Origin of the sequence: Synechococcus sp. CS-1329 (assembly GCF_025128055.1) — a bacterium.
GTDB lineage: Bacteria > Cyanobacteriota > Cyanobacteriia > PCC-6307 > Cyanobiaceae > Regnicoccus_A.
In genome coordinates, this window is sequence record NZ_JAHLYS010000048.1 from 1 (window position 1) to 14,367 (window position 14,367).

General features: G+C 69.2%; 15 protein-coding genes and 1 pseudogene. 11 read left to right on the top strand and 5 right to left on the bottom strand.

Features of this window, described 5'->3' with window-relative positions:
• The 5 genes and pseudogenes from KQ304_RS12755 to KQ304_RS12775 all read left to right on the top strand — a co-directional run.
• A pseudogene (locus KQ304_RS12755) lies at positions 1-306 on the top strand (photosystem II q(b) protein); the annotation flags it as partial.
• A gap of 245 nt (positions 307-551) precedes the next feature.
• Entirely contained in the window at positions 552-1,496 is a 945-nt protein-coding gene (locus tag KQ304_RS12760; RefSeq protein WP_259737445.1) for a metal ABC transporter substrate-binding protein, read from the top strand.
• Positions 1,493-2,287 carry a metal ABC transporter ATP-binding protein gene (locus KQ304_RS12765; protein WP_259737446.1) on the top strand — a complete coding sequence of 265 codons (795 nt, stop codon included), beginning with the start codon at positions 1,493-1,495 and terminating at the stop codon, positions 2,285-2,287. Before KQ304_RS12760 ends, KQ304_RS12765 begins: the two co-directional genes overlap by 4 nt.
• A complete protein-coding gene (locus KQ304_RS12770) occupies positions 2,284-3,144 on the top strand; it encodes a metal ABC transporter permease (protein ID WP_259737447.1) in 861 nt (286 codons plus the stop codon). Before KQ304_RS12765 ends, KQ304_RS12770 begins: the two co-directional genes overlap by 4 nt.
• A gap of 21 nt (positions 3,145-3,165) precedes the next feature.
• Positions 3,166-4,383 carry a DUF4336 domain-containing protein gene (locus tag KQ304_RS12775; protein WP_259737448.1) on the top strand — a complete coding sequence of 406 codons (1,218 nt, stop codon included), beginning with the start codon at positions 3,166-3,168 and terminating at the stop codon, positions 4,381-4,383.
• On the opposite strand, the gene KQ304_RS12780 is transcribed toward KQ304_RS12775, so the two are convergent.
• Both KQ304_RS12780 and lepB read right to left on the bottom strand, forming a co-directional pair.
• Positions 4,373-4,720 carry a DUF760 domain-containing protein gene (locus KQ304_RS12780; RefSeq protein ID WP_259737449.1) on the bottom strand — a complete coding sequence of 116 codons (348 nt, stop codon included), beginning with the start codon at positions 4,718-4,720 and terminating at the stop codon, positions 4,373-4,375. The genes KQ304_RS12775 and KQ304_RS12780 overlap by 11 nt on opposite strands.
• A gap of 53 nt (positions 4,721-4,773) precedes the next feature.
• Positions 4,774-5,379 carry a signal peptidase I gene (lepB, locus tag KQ304_RS12785; RefSeq protein ID WP_259737450.1) on the bottom strand — a complete coding sequence of 202 codons (606 nt, stop codon included), beginning with the start codon at positions 5,377-5,379 and terminating at the stop codon, positions 4,774-4,776.
• A gap of 113 nt (positions 5,380-5,492) precedes the next feature.
• Here lepB and menD point away from each other — a divergent pair, with 113 nt between their 5' ends.
• Positions 5,493-7,244, top strand: coding sequence for a 2-succinyl-5-enolpyruvyl-6-hydroxy-3-cyclohexene-1-carboxylic-acid synthase (gene menD, locus KQ304_RS12790; protein ID WP_399229493.1), 1,752 nt, complete (start codon positions 5,493-5,495; stop codon positions 7,242-7,244).
• Positions 7,241-8,137 carry a 1,4-dihydroxy-2-naphthoyl-CoA synthase gene (menB, locus tag KQ304_RS12795; RefSeq protein ID WP_259737452.1) on the top strand — a complete coding sequence of 299 codons (897 nt, stop codon included), beginning with the start codon at positions 7,241-7,243 and terminating at the stop codon, positions 8,135-8,137. Before menD ends, menB begins: the two co-directional genes overlap by 4 nt.
• Here menB and KQ304_RS12800 read toward each other — a convergent pair.
• Both KQ304_RS12800 and KQ304_RS12805 read right to left on the bottom strand, forming a co-directional pair.
• Positions 8,112-8,429, bottom strand: coding sequence for a hypothetical protein (locus KQ304_RS12800; protein WP_259737453.1), 318 nt, complete (start codon positions 8,427-8,429; stop codon positions 8,112-8,114). The genes menB and KQ304_RS12800 overlap by 26 nt on opposite strands.
• Entirely contained in the window at positions 8,422-8,724 is a 303-nt protein-coding gene (locus tag KQ304_RS12805; RefSeq protein ID WP_259737454.1) for a hypothetical protein, read from the bottom strand. The genes KQ304_RS12800 and KQ304_RS12805 overlap by 8 nt, the downstream gene beginning before the upstream one ends.
• Positions 8,725-8,748: 24 nt before the next feature.
• On the opposite strand from KQ304_RS12805, the gene KQ304_RS12810 reads away from it, so the two are divergent.
• From KQ304_RS12810 to murF, 4 genes are all read left to right on the top strand, one after another.
• A complete protein-coding gene (locus KQ304_RS12810; protein WP_259737455.1) occupies positions 8,749-9,207 on the top strand; it encodes a L,D-transpeptidase in 459 nt (152 codons plus the stop codon).
• Positions 9,208-9,281: 74 nt separating this feature from the next.
• Entirely contained in the window at positions 9,282-10,856 is a 1,575-nt protein-coding gene (gene glgA, locus KQ304_RS12815; protein WP_259737456.1) for a glycogen synthase GlgA, read from the top strand.
• Positions 10,857-10,858: 2 nt separating this feature from the next.
• Positions 10,859-11,668 (top strand): hypothetical protein, encoded by an 810-nt coding sequence (locus tag KQ304_RS12820; RefSeq protein ID WP_259737457.1) that lies wholly within the window; start codon positions 10,859-10,861, stop codon positions 11,666-11,668.
• Positions 11,610-13,046, top strand: coding sequence for a UDP-N-acetylmuramoyl-tripeptide--D-alanyl-D-alanine ligase (gene murF, locus KQ304_RS12825; protein ID WP_259737458.1), 1,437 nt, complete (start codon positions 11,610-11,612; stop codon positions 13,044-13,046). Before KQ304_RS12820 ends, murF begins: the two co-directional genes overlap by 59 nt.
• Here the strand turns inward: murF and glmU are convergent.
• Complete coding sequence (gene glmU / locus KQ304_RS12830) at positions 13,015-14,367, bottom strand: bifunctional UDP-N-acetylglucosamine diphosphorylase/glucosamine-1-phosphate N-acetyltransferase GlmU (protein WP_259737459.1); 1,353 nt, start codon at positions 14,365-14,367, stop codon at positions 13,015-13,017. The genes murF and glmU overlap by 32 nt on opposite strands.

A 14,367-nucleotide genomic window follows, 5' to 3' on the forward strand; every position in this document is an offset into this window, starting at 1 on the left:
ATCTTCCAATACGCCAGCTTCAACAACAGCCGCAGCCTGCACTTCTTCCTGGCCGCCTGGCCTGTGGTCGGCATCTGGTTCACCGCCCTGGGCGTGAGCACGATGGCCTTCAACCTGAACGGTTTCAACTTCAACCAGTCGGTTCTGGATTCCCAGGGTCGGGTGATCAACACCTGGGCCGACGTGCTCAACCGCGCCAACCTCGGCTTCGAGGTGATGCACGAGCGCAACGCCCACAACTTCCCGCTGGATCTGGCCGCCAGCGAGATCGTGCCCCTGCCACTCACAGCCCCTGTCATCGGCTGACCGGCCTGAGCAGAGCCCACCCTTCTCGGGCTGTGGCGCTCCTCACCCCTGCTTCGGCGGGGGTTTTTCATGGACGCCGCCCGGCGGCCCTGCTCAGCGCCCGGCCGTGGCTGGTGCCGTGTCACAGACCGTTGCACGATCCAGGGGGCACCTCGGGGCTCCTCAGCACGGTTTGTAACGTCGCTTACAAAATCCCCAACTCCCCCATGGATCGTCGATCGGCTTGCTTCAGCCGCCGCCTGCCCATGGGGAGCCGGTTTGGAGGTTCTCTCGGGGCGGCGCTCGCTGCGCTGCTGCTGGTTGCCTGCGGCTCACCCAGCCCCAAGGCCCCCGAGGCCGCCGCGGATCAGCGCCCGGTGGTGCTCACCACCTTCACGGTGCTGGCGGACATGGCGCGCGAGGTGGCCGGCGATCGACTGCAGGTGGAGTCGATCACCAAGCTGGGCTCCGAGATCCACGGCTATGAGCCCACGCCCAGTGACGTGGAGCGCGCCAGCCGGGCCGACCTGATTCTGGAGAACGGCCTCAATCTGGAGCTCTGGGCCCGCAAATTCACGGCGGCGGCCGGCGACGTGCCCGTGGTCACGCTCAGCGAAGGCATCACACCGCTGCCGATCGCCGAGGATGCCTATGCCGGCAAGCCCAATCCCCATGCCTGGATGTCGCCCCAGAAGGCCAAGCGCTACATCGACAACATCGTGACCGCCTTCAGCCGTTTGGATCCGGACGGCGCCGAGAGCTTCCGGGCCAATGGTGAGGCCTACAAGCAACAGCTGGCCCAGCTGGATCAGGAGCTGCGGGCTTCCCTGGCCACCATCCCGGAAGGTCGTCGGGTGCTGGCCACCTGCGAAGGCGCCTTCAGCTATCTCGCCCACGACTACGGCCTCACCGAGGCCTACCTCTGGCCGGTGAACGCCGAGAGCCAGGTCACTCCCCAGCGGATGGCCCGCCTGATCGCCACGGTCCGCGACCGCCAGGTTCCCGCCGTGTTCTGTGAGAGCACCGTGAGCGACACCACCCAGCGGCAGGTGGCCAAGGCCGCCGGCGCCAGCTTTGGCGGCACCTTCTTCGTCGACTCCCTCTCCAAGCCCGACGGCCCCGCCCCCACCCTGCTCCAGATGCAACGCCACAATGTGGGTCTGATCCAAAAGGGTCTGGGTGCCCCTGGGGCGAACGGAGTGACCCCATGAGCGCAGCCCGACCACCCCTGGGCCCCGACAGGCTGCGCATCGAGGCCGACCAGGTCTGCGTTGATTACAACGGCACCATGGCCCTGCACGACGCCAGCCTGCGGCTGGAGGCGGGCTGCATCTGCGGCCTGGTGGGCATGAACGGCGCCGGCAAGACCACCCTGTTCAAGGCCCTGATGGGCTTCCTGCGCCCCTCCAAGGGCTACATCCGCATCAATGGCCTCTCGGTGCGCCAGGCCCAGCGCCAGCAGGCCGTGGCCTATGTGCCCCAGAGCGATGGCGTCGACTGCGCCTTCCCCGTGTCGGTGTGGGATGTGGTGATGATGGGCCGCTACGGCTCGATGAATCTGCTGCGGGTGGCCGGCGCCTCCGACCGCGCCGCGGTGCACCATGCCCTTGAGCGGGTGGAGTTGCTGGAGCTGCGCGACCGGCCGATCGGTGCCCTCTCCGGCGGCCAGCGCAAGCGGGCCTTCCTGGCCAGGGCCATCGCCCAGGACGCCTCGGTGCTGCTGCTGGATGAGCCCTTCAACGGCGTGGATGTGCGCACCGAAAAACTGATGGCCGATCTGTTCATGCAGTTCCGCAAGGAGCAGCGCTCGATCCTGATCTCCACCCACGACCTCAGCCATGTGCGCAATTTCTGCGACCGCGTGGTGCTGATCAACAAGACCGTGCTGGCCTACGGCGAGACCTCTGAGGTGTTCACGCCGGAGAATCTCTCCCTCACCTTCGGTGGCCTGCCGCCCAATCTGTTGATGGGCCCGACGCCCTCCCGCGAGAACGAACGATGACGCTCCTGCTGGCGGCCAGCACGCCGCTCACCTGGCTGCTGGAGCCCATCAGCCATGGCTTCATGCTGCGGGCCCTGCTGGTGAGTGCCCTGGTGGGGGGCGTCTGCGGCCTGCTCTCCTGCTACATGACGCTCAAGGGCTGGGCCCTGATGGGCGATGCCGTGTCCCACGCGGTGATGCCCGGCGTGGTGGTGGCCTATGCCCTGGGCCTGCCGTTTGCGGTGGGGGCCTTCGTGTTCGGGGTGGGCTCGGTGGCGGTGATCGGCTTCGTCAAGCAGAAGTCGCGGGTGAAGGAGGACACGGTGATCGGCCTGGTGTTCACCGGCTTCTTCGCGCTCGGCCTGGTGCTGATCTCGAAGATCCGCAGCAACATCGACCTCACCCACATCCTGTTCGGCAACGTGCTGGGCATCTCCGACAGCGACATCACCGACACCCTGGTGATCTGCGCCATTGTGCTGGCGGTGCTGCTGGTGCTGCGCCGGGATCTGATGCTGTTCTGCTTCGATCCCACCCACGCCCGCTCGATCGGCATCAACACCGGCCTGTTGCACTACCTGCTGCTCTCGGTGTTGTCGCTGGCGGCGGTGGCGGGCCTGCAGACCGTGGGCATCATCCTGGTGGTGGCGATGCTGATCACCCCCGGCGCCACGGCCTACCTGCTCACCGACCGCTTCGACCGCATGACCCTGCTGGCAGTGGCCAGCAGTGTGTTCTCCAGTGCGGGAGGGGTGTACGTGAGCTACTGGACCGACAGCTCCACGGCGGGTTGCATCGTTCTGGTGCAGACGTTCCTGTTCCTGCTCGCCTTCTTCTTTGCCCCTCGCCACGGCATCTTCAGGCAGCACCAGAGCTGAGCCCTGGCAAGGATGGAAGGCGTGAAGCCAGCACCGCTTGCGGTTCAACAGCCGCACTCCAGCAATGCCGATCAGCACTGGCCCTGGTGGCCCCTGCTGCCGCTCTACCCCTATGGACGCCGCCGCACCCTGGTGCGCACGCTGATCCCCGAACAGGTCTGGAGCTTTGAGCAGCTGCAGGGGATTTTCTATGTGGCGGTGCCGATCCGGATGACGGTGCTGCGGCTGCGCCAGGGGCTGCTGCTGCATGCGCCGGTGCCCCCCACCGAGGAGCTGCTGGGGGAACTGCGGGCCCTGGAGCGTCGCTACGGGGCGGTGCGCACGATCGTGCTGCCCACCAGTTCGGGGCTGGAACACAAGCTGCCGGTGCCGGCCATGGCCCGGGCCTTCCCCGGCGCCGAAGTCTGGGTGAGCCCGCAGCAGTGGAGCTTTCCGCTGGCACTGCCCCTGTCGTGGCTGGGGTTTCCCCGCAGCCGCACCCGGGTGCTCCTGGCGGATGGCCTGCCCCACGCTGACGAACTCAGCTGGCATCCCCTCGGTCCCCTCGATCTGGGGATCGGCACCTTCATGGAGCTGGCCTGCCTGCACAAGGCGAGCGGGACCCTGCTGGTCACCGATGCCCTGGTGGCGATCCCGCCGGCGCCACCGCCACTGTTCGAAGGCGACCCCACACCGCTGCTCTTCCATGGCCGCGACCGGGGCGATCAGCCCCTGATCGACACCCCTGAGCAGCGGCGGCGCGGCTGGTGGCGGATGGTGCTGTTCGCCTCCTACCTCCAACCCCAATCGGTACAGGTGCCCAGCTTCAGTGAGGTGCTCAGCCAGGCCTGGCAACCGGGGCTGCGTCAGCCCAGGGCCTATTTCGGCCTCTATCCCTTTCGCTGGTCGCCCGGCTGGGAGGCGGAGTTCAGGGCCCTGCTGGGACCCCGCGGTGAAGCCCGCCTGCAGGTGGCGCCGGTGCTGGAGCGGCTGGTGTTCCCCCGCTGCCGGGAGGCCCTGCTGACCTGGCTGGAGAAGCTCGGCGAACTGGGGCAGCTGCGCTGGATCGTGCCCGCCCACTACGACGCGCCGGTGGCCTGCTCAGCCGGTGATCTCCTGGCCCTGGCCAGCGCCATCAGGCAACGGCCGTGGGCCAGTTCCGAGGGCTCCTGGGGCTACCTGGCCGGCATCGATCAGACCCTGCTGCGCTGGGGTGTGGTGCCCAGCGCAGCAGGGGGAGACCCGAACCTCAGAGCTTGAGTTCGCCTGGATCCACATCCAGGCCCCCTTCGCCGAAGAGGGTGGTTTCCAGCTCCATCCGCTGCTCCATCTGGCGCAGGAAATAGCCGGTCATCATCGCGGAGGCCAGCAGGCCGGCGAGGTTGTCGCGGTTGGTCTGAATCTTCACCTCGAACTGCTCACCGGGGAGCATCCCCAGCAGTCCTTGAACGTTGTGGCGAATGATGTCCTGGATGTCGCCGCTGGCCGAGCGGGCCACCCGCTGAAGCACATCAGGTGACTGATCCTGGAGATACTGAATCAGGGAATTCCCGCTGATCGCTTCGCTGTCGGTGGTCAGGAACTCCGGGTTGAACATGCCCCTCCGGCGTGATCCGTTTCTGGTACGGAACCCTAACGCAAGGTTTCAGATCAACCGATCGCCGCAGGTGGTGAAGACCGAAGGGGGCCGAGATGGCTCAGGGGCCAGTAACGGAACACGGCGGTGCCGATCACGTGGTCGGCCGGCAGCGGACCCCAGAGGTGAGAATCGAGGCTGGCATTGCGGTTGTCTCCCATCACCAGCAGGTGACCCGCCGGCACGGTGAGGGCCGCGAGGTCGTAATCGATCGGCTCACTCAGCCAGGGTTCACTCACCGCCTCACCGTTGCGGCGCAGTTCTCCGGCGGCCACTTCGATCAGGTCGCCGGGTACCCCCACCACCCGCTTGATCAGGGCGGCGCGGGGGTCGTAGCCGGCGGCCAGCAGTGGATCGGGCGGACGAAAAACCACGATCGTTCCGAGCGGCAGAGCCGGCGCCAGCCGAGGCCTGAGTTTTTCCACCAGAATCCGGTCCTCCAGCTGCAGGGTGGGCAGCATCGAGCCCGAGGGGATCCAGCGGGGCTCCATCACCTGCCAACGCAGCAGCAGGGCCACCGCCACCCAGAGCAGCAGCGGAACCAGCTGGCGGGCGAACCCCCAGCGGCGGCTGGGGCCGGCGGGCGTCATCGCGGTGGGGGGCGGGAGGGGATTGGGCATGATCGCTCCATCCTGAAGCGGTGGCGGACCCAGTGAGCCAGGAGCTGCCTCCCCAGCACGGTGATCGGGCTGAGGCCAACCTGCGGGCCGCGGCACAGCTGCTGCTGGAGCTGATGACCCTTGGGGTGAGGCGGGTGGTGCTCTGCCCGGGCAGCCGCTCGGGGCCCCTGGCGGCGGCGGCAGGGCTGCTGCTGCAGCGGGGCCTGGAGCTGCACACGGCCATCGATGAGCGCTCGGCGGGGTTCTTCGCCCTGGGGTTGGCCAGGGCCGAGGGCCGGCCAGCGGTGGTGATCACCACCTCCGGCACCGCCGTGGCCAACCTGCTGCCGGCGGTGGTGGAGGCGGGCAGTGGCGCCATCCCGCTGCTGCTGCTCAGCGCCGACCGTCCGCTGCGCCTGAAGAACTGCGGTGCCAACCAGACGGTGAACCAGGAGGAGTTCCTCGCCCCCTGCTGCCGCTGGTTCGCCCAGGCCGATGACCGGGGCCTGGGCGCCATGGAGCCCAGGGCCATCCGGGAGCTGGCCCGCCAGGCCCACCGCAGCGCCCTGGCGGCCCCGATGGGGCCGGTGCACCTGAATCTGCCCTTCGAGGAACCGCTCCATGCCAGCGCAGAGGCCCTGCAGCGCCTGGCCGCTGAACTGGGCACCGCAGCCGAAGCCAGCGCTGCTATCCCGGCTGACGCCTCAACTGACGCCCCAGCGGAAAGCAGCGGAGAGCTCGGTCTGCTCGGGTTGGATCCCGATCGCCCCGGCCTGATCGTGGCGGGTCCCTGGCGGGGCAGGCCCCAGCAGTGGCCAGCCTTTGTGGAGGCGCTGAGGCGCTGGCAGCGGCGCAGTGGCTGGCCGCTGCTGGCCGATGGGCTCTCCGGCCTGCGGGGCCTGGCCGATCTGGAGCTGGTGAGCGGCTACGACCTGATCCTCGACGACCCCGACCCCGGGCTGACGCCCCCCCAGCTGCTGAGGCTCGGCCCTCTGCCCGCCAGCAGGCGGCTGCAGCGCTGGCTGGCGCAGGGCGGCGGCCGGCAGGTGTTGATCAGCGAAGGGGATCCGCGACCGCTCGATCCGCTGGGCACAGTGACGGCCAGCTGCAGTGTTGGCCTCTCGTCCTGGTGCGCCGCCCTGCCGGTGGCTCTCTGGCAGGGCGGCGACGGCACCACCGCCCACCAGGGCGATCTGGCGCGCTGGCGTGCCGCCGAGGGCGACACCCAGCAGTGGCTGAACACCCAACTGAACCAGCCTGGGGCCAGCCAGCCCGACGAACCCAGCCTGGCCCGGGCCCTGAGTCAGCTGCTGCCACCGGGCCTGGCGGTGATGCTGGCCAGCAGCAGCCCTGTGCGCGACTGGGAGAGCTTCGCCGATCCCAGCGGCCCCGCCCGGCCCGTTCATGGTTTTCGCGGGGCCTCCGGCATCGATGGCACCCTGTCGCTGGCGGCCGGGCTGGCGGAGAGCCTCGGCAAGCTGGTGCTGCTCAGCGGCGATCTGGCCCTGCTCCACGACGCCAACGGCTGGCTCTGGCACCACCGCCTGCGGGGGCAGCTCACCGTGGTGCTGATCGAGAACGGTGGCGGCGGCATCTTCGAGCAGCTGCCGATCCGGGCGGCGGCTGGGCTGGATTTCGAGCGCCTCTTCGCCATGGCTCAGCCCCTGGATCACACCGCCCTGGCCACCGCCCATGGGGTGCCCTGGCGGCGGGTAGGGGCCCTGGCCGAACTGGGCGAAGCCCTCGCCTGGGCCCTGGAGCGGCCCGTGGCCCTGCTGGAGGTGAGAACCGACCGCCAGGCCGATGCCCGGTTGCGCCAGCGTCTGCGCCAGGACCGGCCGCGCCCACAGCTCAGAATGACTGCGCCCCAGCCCCCGCCGCGATGAGCGCTGATCCCCAGCCGGCCGCTGCCCCCGCTTCTGGCCCGGTGTTGCCGGGGGAGAGCCTGGTGGACTGGCAGCCCGCCGCCAGCTACGAGGACATCCGCTTCGACCTCTGTGGGGAGGGGATCGCCCGGATCGCCATCAACCGTCCGGCCAAGCGCAACGCCTTCCGCCCGCGCACGGTGGTGGAGCTCTACGACGCCTTCAGCCGGGTGCGCGACAACCCGCGGGTGGGCGCGGTGCTGTTCACCGGTGTGGGCCCGGCCGCCGACGGTGGCTACGCCTTCTGCGCCGGCGGCGATCAGAGCGTGCGTGGCGATGGCGGCTACCTCGATGAAAGCGGCCTGCCGCGGCTGAACGTGCTCGATCTGCAACGCCAGATCCGCTCCCTGCCCAAGGTGGTGATCGCCCTGGTGGCGGGCTACGCCATCGGCGGCGGCCAGGTGCTGCACCTGCTCTGCGACCTCAGCCTGGCGGCGGAGAACGCCGTCTTCGGCCAGACGGGTCCGCGGGTGGGCAGCTTCGATGGCGGTTTCGGCGCCGGCTACCTGGCGCGGCTGGTGGGCCAGCGCAAGGCCCGCGAGATCTGGTTCCTCTGCCGCCGCTACAGCGCTGAAGAGGCCCTGGCCATGGGCCTGGTGAATGCGGTGGTGCCGCTCCATGAGCTGGAGGCCGAGGGGGTGCGCTGGGCCCGGGAAGTGCTGCAGCACAGCCCCACGGCGATCCGTTGCCTCAAGGCCTCCTTCAACGCCGAAACCGATGGATTGGCCGGCATCCAGGAGCTGGCGGGCCAGGCCACCCACCTCTTCTATCGAACGGCCGAGGGTCAGGAGGGGCGCAACGCCTTCCTGGAGAAGCGCGACCCCGACTTCAGCGATTCCCCTTGGTTGCCCTGAACCAGGCGCCGCCACCAAAGGGCGCTTGAATTGCAGCATCGGATACAGAACCCATGGTCTGGCGGCAGCTGGAGATCCATCGGCTGTGCTCGCCGGCCGCCCGGCGCAGGGCTCCCCCCTCACTGCGCTGCCACACCCTCACCAGTAGCTCCAGCGCCTGCTGCCGGCCGACATCGCCGGGGTTGCCGTCGGCCGGCACAGGCTCCGGCAGCGACTGGCGCTGCAGCGGCATCGACCGCTGCTCTCCCTGCTCCAGCAGGGCCAGGGCGATCAGATAGGGAGCATCAGCCATAGAACTGGGCAGCGGAGGTCCCTGACACAGTGGCTCCCGGCTCGGCGCGGCTGCTCTTGAGCCGCTTGGCTAACTTGAGAATCAAGAGCGTCTGAATCAACCCCTGGCTGCGCCCCCCCGCTTCACCGTCCCCCTGGCGACCCTGCTGCTCGGTGGCCTGCTCAGCCCGGTTGGCGCCCTGGCCGAAGGCCAGCCCCTGCCACTGGCTACGGCTCCCCAGGCCTGGCATCCCCCGGTGGCGCTCCCCCACACCCCTGCACTCCAACCGCTGCGCCAGAGAGCGCTGGAAGCTCAACCCAGTGCGCAGCCCCGGGCGGCCGTGGCGGTCGCCTCGCCAGGTCCCCAGCGCAGCCTGGTCCTTCACCGCGGCAAGCGGCAGGTGGTGGTGGTGGAAGAGGGCCGCGAATTACGGCGTTTCCCTGTGGCGGTGGGCATGCCCGGCTGGGAGACGCCCCTGGGCCGTTTCCAGGTGATCGAGATGGCTCCCAATCCCACCTGGAAGCATCCGGTGAGCGGCAAGCTCTATCCCCCAGGCCCCAGCAACCCCCTGGGCAGCCGCTGGATCGGCTTCCACCGTGACTGCGCCGGCAGAAGCGGCTTCAACGGCCAGCAGCACCTGGAGGTGAAAGGCTGCGTCACCGCCGGCTTCCACGGCACCCCCCAGCGGGAGAGCATCGGCCAGGCGGTGTCCCACGGCTGCGTGCGCATGTACGACGAGAACGTGCGTGACCTGTTTGATCTGGTGCGCATGGGCACCGTGGTGACGGTGCTGCCCTGAGTCCCTGGACCTGGAGTCCGGCGGTCTGAGCAGGGCAGCAAACGTAGAGTTCGGCCCTCCCCTGCGTTCTCCCCATGCGCGTGTTATTCGCCGCCGCCGAGTGCGCCCCGATGATCAAGGTGGGGGGCATGGGTGATGTGGTGGGGTCGCTGCCACCGGCGGTGGCGGCCCTCGGCCACGACGTGCGCACGATCATGCCGGGCTACGGCAGGCTCTGGAGCCGCCTGGAGGTCCCCACCGAGCCGGTCTGGCGAGGCCGGGCCATGGGCAATGATTTCGCCGTCTATGAAACCCGGCATCCGACCCATGGCTTGCCGCTGTATCTCATCGGCCATCCGGTCTTCGATCCCGAGCGCATCTACGGCGGCGAGGATGAGGATTGGCGCTTCACGTTCTTCGCCAACGCCGCCGCTGAATTCGCCTGGAATCACTGGAAACCAGAGGTCTTTCACTGCCACGACTGGCACACCGGCATGATCCCGGTCTGGATGCACCAGGACCCTGAGATCAGCACGGTCTTCACCATTCACAACCTCGAGTATCAGGGCCCCTGGCGCTGGAAACTCGAACGCATGACCTGGATTCCCTGGTACATGCAGGGAGACCACACCATGGCCGCCGCTCTGCTCTATGCCGATCGGGTCAATGCCGTCTCCCCCACCTATGCCCAGGAGATCCGCACGCCCGAGTATGGCGAGCGCCTCGATGGCCTGCTGAATTACATCAGCGGCAAATTGCGCGGCATTCTCAACGGCATCGACACCGAAGCCTGGAATCCCGCCAGCGACACGCTGCTGCCCGCCTGCTTCAGCGCCACCGACATGGCCCCGAGAGCCACCAACAAACAGGTGCTGCAGGAGCGCATGGGGCTGGAGGTGAACCCCGACACCTATCTGATGGGGATGGTGAGCCGGCTGGTGGACCAGAAGGGGGTGGACCTGCTGCTGCAGGTGGCCGACCGGGTGCTGGCCTATTCCGACAGCCAGATCGTGGTGCTGGGCACCGGCGACCGCAGCTATGAGTCGGGCCTCTGGCAGATGGCTTCCCGCCATCCCGGCCGCTTCTCCGTCTTCCTCACCTACGACGATGCCCTGGCCCGGTTGATCTATGCCGGTGCCGATGCCTTCTTGATGCCCAGTCGCTTCGAACCCTGCGGCATCAGTCAGATGCTGGCGATGCGCTATGGCTGCATCCCGATCGTGCGCAAGGTGGGGGGCCTGGTGGACACCGTCCAGCCCCATGTGCCCGCCGAGCACAGCGGCACGGGCTTCTGCTTTGATCGCTATGAGCCGGTGGATTTTTACACCACCATCGTTCGTTCCTGGGAGGCCTATCGCCACAGCCACAGCTGGCGGGAGCTGCAGTTGCGTGCCATGGCGGTGGACCACAGCTGGACCCGCTCGGCCCTGGAGTACGACGCCATGTACCGCGATGTGCGCGGGGTGAAACAACCCACCCCCTCAGCCGCCGATGTGGAGCAGTTCTCCCTCGGTCAGGAGGCCGACCCCAGCCTCGTCCCCTCCGCTGGATCGACCCAGGCGGCGACCTCAGGACAAACGGCTGAAGCCTCGGCCGCCGCCGCCCGGCCGGCCGGGGGCGGCGGTCCCCGCAATCCCCTCTCCGCTCTCTTGCGCCGCGGCCAGGGCTGAGCATGGAACGCTCCGGCTCTGAGCTGCCGGTCGTTTACGAAAGCCCCTGGCGGGCCCTGGGGCGGGATCTGCGCGCCGTGGCCGCCAGCTGCGGGCTGGCCCTGAGGCGGCTGTGGCGGCGCCAATGGCAGGGAGATCTACCCCTGCCGGCGTTCTGGCCCCGGCGTCAGGCCACCCTGTTCTGGCCCGCTGTGCTGCTGCTGGCGGTGATCCTGCTGACGCTGGCGGGACATCTCTCGCATCGGCAGTGGCGCCCAGCAGCAGCCAAGAGCCCAGCCATCGATCCGCTGGCGGCGCCGCTGAACGCCGGCGAGGGCTCCAGGGAGGAAGCAGCCGTGACCAACGACTCAGCTGCAGCCATGGACTCCTACTCCTCTGAAGCCGGGGACACCACGCCCGAGCGAGAGCCAGAGCCCCAGAACGATCTGCCTGACAGCGCAGGCAGCAGTGACAGGAGCACCCTCAGCAGCGCCCCAGTTGTGCTGCCCCAGGGCTTCAACGACGACTCAGGCCTGCTGCTGTCGGCCCCAGCCAGCCGCAGCGCCACGCTGCTGAACCTGCAGATTTCAGCGGCGTTCGGGACCCTGCCTGAGGGCGAGCGGCAACGGCTGGCGCAGCAGTGGTGGCAGCAGGCCCTTGGCCTGGGCTATGAGCAGCTGCGGCTGATCGGGCCAGGCGGCGCGGCCGTGGGCCGGACCGCCGTCGTGGGCGGCGGCATGATTCTGCTCGATTCATTCAATGCGGGCGGAAGCGATGCGGCTGGAGACTCTGGTGGAGCTGTGGGGACCGCCGATCGAAGCCGCTCCCGCTGATCCAGGGGCCAGCTTCAGCCGCATCAGCAGCGACAGCCGCGAGCTGGAGAGCGGCTGTCTGTTCGTGCCGCTGGTGGGGGAGCGCTTCGATGGCCACCGCTTCCTGGCGTCGGCACTGGAGCAGGGAGCCCTGGGGAGCCTGGCCCAGCGCGACCGCCTCAGCCCCGGGCAGGCCGAAGCTCTGGTGCACGCCAATGGCGGCCGGATCTGGCTGGTGGACGACACCCAGGCGGCCTACCAGGAGCTGGGGCGCCTCTGGCGCCGCCAGGGCAACGCTCCTGTGATCGCCGTGACCGGCTCAGCCGGCAAGACCACCACCCGCGAGCTGATCCGTTCCGTGCTGGCCCCCCTCGGGCCGGTGCTCGCCAGTGTGGGCAATGAGAACAACGACATCGGCGTGCCGCTCACCCTGCTCAGGGCCGACGCAGGGCACCGTGCCGTGGTGGTGGAGATGGGCATGCGCGGCCTGGGGGAGATCGAGAGGCTCAGCCGCTGCGCCGAACCCGACATCACCGTGATCACCAACCTCGGCACGGCTCACATCGGCCGTCTGGGCAGCCGTGAGGCCATCGCCACGGCCAAGTGCGAGATCGTCACGGCTCTGCGCCCCGATGGACTGGTGGTGATCCCTGCCGGTGATCCCCTGCTGGAGGCCAGCCTCGCCGCCGTCTGGAGTGGCCGGGTGGTCCGCGTGGCCCTTCAAGGCGACCCGCCGGGCCCTCAACCGGCCCAGCTGCTGGGCCGCCTGGAGGCCGCGGCCGACGGCGAGCGGCTGATCTGGGGGCACGCCCAGCCGGGGGCGGCGGAGCACAGCACCGAGCTGCCCTTGCCGGGCCGCCACAACGCCCGCAACCTGCTGCTGGCCCTGGCGGTGGCCTGCGAGCTGGGGGTGGATCCCCTGACGCTTCAGCGGCTGGAGGTGGACCTGCCGGGCGGGCGCAGCCGGAGGATCCACCTTCAGGGGATCGAGGTGCTTGATGAGACCTACAACGCCTCCCCCGAAGCGATGCTGGCGGCCCTGGACCTGCTGGCAACCCAGCCTGGCCGCCGCTTTGCGGCCCTGGGCACCATGCTTGAGCTGGGGGAGCAGAGCACCGAGCTGCACCGTCGGGTGGGGGAGCGGGCCCAGGCCCTCGGGCTCGATGGCCTGGTGATCGTGGCGGGAGGCGCCGAGGGGGACGCCCTTCTGGCTGGTGCCGCCGGCCTGCCGCGGCTGCAACGGCTCGAGGCGCCCGCTGAAGCCGCCGAAACACTGCTGGGCTGGCTGGAGCCCGGCGATCACCTGCTGCTGAAGGCCAGCCGTGGGGTGGCCCTGGAGCGGCTGCTGCCCCTGCTGGAGCAGGGGCTCAGCCCCGCGGCGGACTCCAGTCGGTCTTGATCAGCTGGGGGGCGCGGCCCAGGGCCAGGGCACCGGCGGGCACATCACGGGTGAGGGTGGAGCCCGCCCCCACCGTCACACCGGCACCGAGCACGATCGGGGCCACCAGCACCGAATTGGCGCCCGTCTTGCTGCCGGCACCCACCACCGTGCGGTGCTTGCGCACGCCGTCGTAGTTGGCGGTGATCGTGCCCGCCCCCACGTTCACCCCCGCCCCCAGATCGGCATCCCCGAGGTAGCTGAGGTGGTTGGCCTTGCAGCCGGCGGCCAGGTGGCTGTTCTTGACCTCCACAAAATTGCCGATGCGGCAGCCGCTCTCCAGCCGCGCCCCCGCGCGCAGCTGGGCGAAGGGACCCACCACGCAGCCGCCGGCCACACTCACCTCACGCAGCACCGAATAGAGCACGTCCACGTCGTCCTCGAGCTGGCTGTCCTCAATCAGGCAGCCGGGGCCGATGCGGCAACCGCTGCCGATACTGGTGCGGCCCCGGAAATGGCACTGGGGCTCCACCAGCACATCCCGACCGAAGCGGGTGCCCTCGCTGAGGGTGCAGCTGGCTGGATCCACGAAGCTCACCCCCTCCGCCATCCAGTGGGAGCGCAGCCGCTCCTGCAGCGCGATCTCACACTGGGCCAGCTGCATCCGGTCGTTGATGCCGGCGATTTCAGCGGCGTCCGCCACCTCCACGTGCACCGCCGGGCTGAGCATCGCCACGGTGTCGGTGAGGTAGAGCTCGCCCTGGTCGTTATCCGTGCTCAGCTGGGGCAGCACCTCAGCCAGGGCGCGCCAGTTGAAGCAGTAGATGCCGGCATTGGTGAGGTCGTTGCGGCGCTGCTCCTCGCTGCAGTCGCGGTGCTCCACGATCGCCTCCACCTGACCCAGCTCATCGGTGAACACCCGGCCGTAGCCACTGGGGTCGGCCAGCCGGGCCGTGAGCAGGCTCACCGCGGCACCCGAGGCCCGATGCCGCTCCAGCAATGCCGCCAGGGTGGCGGGCCGCAGCAGGGGCACATCGCCATTGAGCACCAGCAGCTCCCCCTCAAACCCCTCCAGGGGTCCGAGCAGCTGTTGCACGGCATGGCCCGTGCCGTTCTGGGGTTGCTGCAGGGCGAACTCCAGGCCCTCCAGATAGGCGAGGGAGGAGCGCACCCGCTCGGCCTGGTGGCCCACGATCAGGAGCTGACGCTGGGGGTCGAGGTGGCGGCAACTGGCCAGCACCCGCTCCACCAGGGTGGCCCCCGCCAGGGATTGCAGCACCTTGGGTCGATCGCTCTTCATCCGGGTGCCCTTTCCTGCAGCCAGCACGGCAACGGCGAGCAT

Excerpts from the sequence above, each read along its gene's own strand:
- glgA (WP_259737456.1), top strand. The coding sequence starts at position 9,282 with ATGCGCGTGTTATTCGCCGCCGCCGAGTGCGCCCCGATGATCAAGGTG.
- KQ304_RS12765 (WP_259737446.1), top strand. The coding sequence starts at position 1,493 with ATGAGCGCAGCCCGACCACCCCTGGGCCCCGACAGGCTGCGCATCGAG.
- menB (WP_259737452.1), top strand. The coding sequence starts at position 7,241 with ATGAGCGCTGATCCCCAGCCGGCCGCTGCCCCCGCTTCTGGCCCGGTG.
- KQ304_RS12760 (WP_259737445.1), top strand. The coding sequence starts at position 552 with ATGGGGAGCCGGTTTGGAGGTTCTCTCGGGGCGGCGCTCGCTGCGCTG.
- menD (WP_399229493.1), top strand. The coding sequence starts at position 5,493 with ATGACCCTTGGGGTGAGGCGGGTGGTGCTCTGCCCGGGCAGCCGCTCG.
- KQ304_RS12770 (WP_259737447.1), top strand. The coding sequence starts at position 2,284 with ATGACGCTCCTGCTGGCGGCCAGCACGCCGCTCACCTGGCTGCTGGAG.
- KQ304_RS12820 (WP_259737457.1), top strand. The coding sequence starts at position 10,859 with ATGGAACGCTCCGGCTCTGAGCTGCCGGTCGTTTACGAAAGCCCCTGG.
- murF (WP_259737458.1), top strand. The coding sequence starts at position 11,610 with ATGCGGCTGGAGACTCTGGTGGAGCTGTGGGGACCGCCGATCGAAGCC.
- lepB (WP_259737450.1), bottom strand. The coding sequence starts at position 5,379 with ATGCCCAATCCCCTCCCGCCCCCCACCGCGATGACGCCCGCCGGCCCC.
- KQ304_RS12780 (WP_259737449.1), bottom strand. The coding sequence starts at position 4,720 with ATGTTCAACCCGGAGTTCCTGACCACCGACAGCGAAGCGATCAGCGGG.
- glmU (WP_259737459.1), bottom strand. The coding sequence starts at position 14,367 with ATGCTCGCCGTTGCCGTGCTGGCTGCAGGAAAGGGCACCCGGATGAAG.
- KQ304_RS12800 (WP_259737453.1), bottom strand. The coding sequence starts at position 8,429 with ATGGCTGATGCTCCCTATCTGATCGCCCTGGCCCTGCTGGAGCAGGGA.